We start from the raw sequence: 3,106 nt of genomic DNA, 5'->3' as shown, positions 1-3,106 counted from the left end.
GGGGCCGGGGGTCGAGTCGTCGAGCCCGACGACGACGACCGTCTCGGCGGGCACCTCGGCCTTCATCCGCACCCAGTACTCCTGGAAGTGCACGACCCGCCGGCCGCTGGGCGACGCGGCGTCGGCGACCGCGACGTGGGTCTCGACCCGGTCGTCGGTCATCGGCAGCAGCCGCACCCGGTCGCCCCACAGCGGCGCGAGCCAGCGCTTGCAGAGGCCCTCGGTCACCTGTGACAACGAGTAGCCGGCGTCGAGCAGCTGGGTGCGCACCAGGTGGGTGGCGATGTCGCGGTCGCCCAGGCCGAACCAGGTGGGCTCGACGCCGTACGACGCCAGCTCCTCCTTCACGCTCCAGGTCTCGTCGCGCCGTCCCCAGCCGCGCTCCCGGTCGATGCCGTCGCCCAGGGTGTACATGACGGTGTCCAGATCGGGACAGACCTTGAGGCCGTGGATCCACCAGTCGTCGGCAGTGTTGGCGACCACGGTGACCTCGGCGTCGGCGTCGACGCCGGGCAGCGCGCCCGTCGTGATCCCGTGCAGCAGGCCCTGGAGGAACCGGGCACCGCCCATGCCGCCCGACAGCACCGTCAGCTTCTTCATGGGGAGAACTCTGCCCCTTGGGGGGCCACGCCCGACCGCGGGGGCGCTGGGGAGGCGTGATAACGGCCGGGGTTATAGCAGATTCGGGGTTGACTCTGGGGGTATGACATGCGTGTAATTCCACTAGTGTCGTTCATGGCTCAGCAATCGGGTCGGGTGGCCGATCAAGAGGTGCCAGGGCAGATGTCGTGGGCGGCGACATATGGGGGTCGAAAGGGGCCGGAACGGTGAGAGAACTCTTCCTTGTCGAGGATGCGGACACCGAAGACCTGGGTTGGCAGGAGCGCGCGCTGTGCGCTCAGACCGACCCGGAGGCATTTTTTCCTGAGAAGGGCGGGTCGACGCGCGAGGCCAAGAAGGTCTGCCAGACCTGTGAGGTCCGGGTGGAGTGCCTGGAGGCCGCGCTCATGAAGGACGAGCGCTTCGGCATCTGGGGCGGCCTGTCCGAGCGGGAGCGCCGCAAGCTGAAGAAGAAGGCTGTTTGACCGGTCCCGCCGGGCGGTCGTGCAAGCGCGCGACCGATTCAACGTCTTGAGGGACCGCCGATAGGCTCGCTCCTCGTGTCCGACGTCGCGGTGGTTCTCGTCAGCCACGACGGCGCATCGTGGCTCCCCGCCGTCCTGGACGGGATCCGCGCGCAGACCGCGCCGATCGCCGGGGTGGTCGCGGTCGACACCGGCAGCAAGGACGGCAGCGCCGACCTGATCGAGACCGGCCTCGGTGACGACCCGCGCGCCACTCCGGTCGTGGTGCTGCGGGAGACCGGCCGTACGTCGTACCCCCAGGCGGTGGCGCAGGCGCTCGCCGCGCTGCCCGAGCACGGTCTGGCCACCGAGTGGGTCTGGCTGCTCCACGACGACAGCAACCCGGCGCCCGACGCGCTCGAGCGGCTGCTCGGCGCCAGCGCGGTCCGTCCGGACGCCGACCTCCTCGGTCCGAAGCTGCGGGAGTGGCCCTCGCTCAAGCGCCTGCTCGAGATCGGCGTCACCATCAGCGGCACGGGCCGCCGCGAGACCGGGCTCGAGCGCGGCGAGTACGACCAGGGCCAGCACGACCAGATCCGTGAGGTGCTCGCCGTCAACAGCGCGGGCCTGCTGGTGCGGCGCTCGGTGCTCGAGGACCTCGGCGGCTTCGACGAGCACCTGCCGATGTTCGGCAACGACCTCGACCTCGGCTGGCGCGCCGCGGCCGCCGGCCACCTGACCCTCGCCGTCCCGCAGGCCGTGGTGTTCCACGCCGAGGCCGCCCACCGCGGCATCCGGCGGACGCCGCTCACCGGCCGTCACACCCACTACCAGGAGCGCCGGGCCGCGCTCTTCACCCTGCTCGCCAACTGCCGCACCCGGGCGCTGCCGTTCCAGGCGGTGCGGCTGGCGCTCGGCTCGGTCCTGCGGATGCTGGGCTTCCTGGTGGTCCGCTCGGTCGGCGAGGCGCTCGACGAGCTGGCCGCCGTGGTGTCCGTCTACAGCAGGCCGGGCCCGCTGCTCGAGGCGCGCAAGGAGCGCCGGGCGCGTCAGTCGGCGCCGCCCGACCACGACCGGGTACACCGCCTGCTGGCGCCTTGGTGGCTGCCCTACCGGCACGGTCTCGACTTCGTCAGCGACCTGGCCGCGGCGGCCACCAACCAGGCAGCCGACGTCGCCGAGCGGCGCCGGGCCGCTGCCGCCGAGCGCGACCCGTCGCCGCCCGTCGCGCGTCACAAGACCGACGACGAGGAGGACTTCGAGGACACCGGGCTGGTGGCCCGCTTCCTCACCGACCCGGTCGCGGTCGCGCTGGCGGTCACGGCGATCGCGTTCGTGGTCGGCGCCCGCGATGCCTTCGGCGCGGTCAGCGGCGGCGCGCTCGCACCAGCCCCGGGGAGCGCCGGCGACTGGTGGGGGCTGCAGTACGAGAGCTGGCACCCGACCGGGTTCGGCAGCGCGGTTCCCGCCCCGCCGTACGTCCTGCCCCTGGCGCTGCTGGCGACGGTGCTCGGCACCGTCGGGACGGTGTCGACGCTGCTCGTCGCTGCCGCACCGCTGGCGCTCTGGGGAGCGTGGCGGTTCCTGCGTGTGGTCGGCCGCCTGATCAGCAAGTACGGCGCCCCGCGGTGGCTCCTGCTCTGGGGCTCGGTCACCTACGCCCTGGTTCCGCTGGTCGCGGGCGCCTGGGGAGGCGGCCGCTGGGGTGTCGTCCTCGCAGCGGCGACGCTGCCGTGGCTCGCCCACGCCGCCCTCGGCTTCGCCGAGCCCGACGCGTCGCGCCGCTGGCGCGCCGCGTGGCGGGCCGGCCTGCTGCTCGCGCTCCTCACCGCTGTCGCGCCCGTGATGTGGTGGCTGTGCGCCATCCTCGGCGCGGTCGTGATCGCGACCGCGGCGGTGGTCGTGCGGGGCGCGGTCCGGGACCGGTCCGCCTGGGGTCCGCCGGCGACCGCGCTCGCGGTGCCGGCCGTGCTGCTCGCTCCCTGGTGGCTGCCCGCCGTGACCGAGGGCGCCGGCGGCGCCCTGTTCCTCGACGTCGGCCG

General features: G+C 73.4%; 3 protein-coding genes. 2 read left to right on the top strand and 1 reads right to left on the bottom strand.

What is annotated here, in order from left to right:
• On the bottom strand, window positions 1-600 hold a 600-nt coding region (locus H0488_RS22560), incomplete at its 3' end, for a 2-phospho-L-lactate transferase CofD family protein (protein WP_183101440.1).
• A gap of 227 nt (window positions 601-827) precedes the next feature.
• Here H0488_RS22560 and H0488_RS22555 point away from each other — a divergent pair.
• Both H0488_RS22555 and H0488_RS22550 read left to right on the top strand, forming a co-directional pair.
• Window positions 828-1,085, top strand: a complete 258-nt coding sequence (locus H0488_RS22555) for a WhiB family transcriptional regulator (protein WP_183101439.1) — start codon at window positions 828-830, stop codon at window positions 1,083-1,085.
• Window positions 1,086-1,160: 75 nt separating this feature from the next.
• On the top strand, window positions 1,161-3,106 hold a 1,946-nt coding region (locus H0488_RS22550), incomplete at its 3' end, for a glycosyltransferase family 2 protein (protein WP_183101438.1).

The sequence above is a fragment of the Nocardioides pelophilus genome (assembly GCF_014180685.1).
Taxonomy (GTDB): Bacteria; Actinomycetota; Actinomycetes; order Propionibacteriales; family Nocardioidaceae; genus Nocardioides; species Nocardioides pelophilus.
The sequence above is the reverse complement of the archived record's forward strand: the minus strand, read 5'-3'. Positions and strand labels throughout refer to the sequence as shown.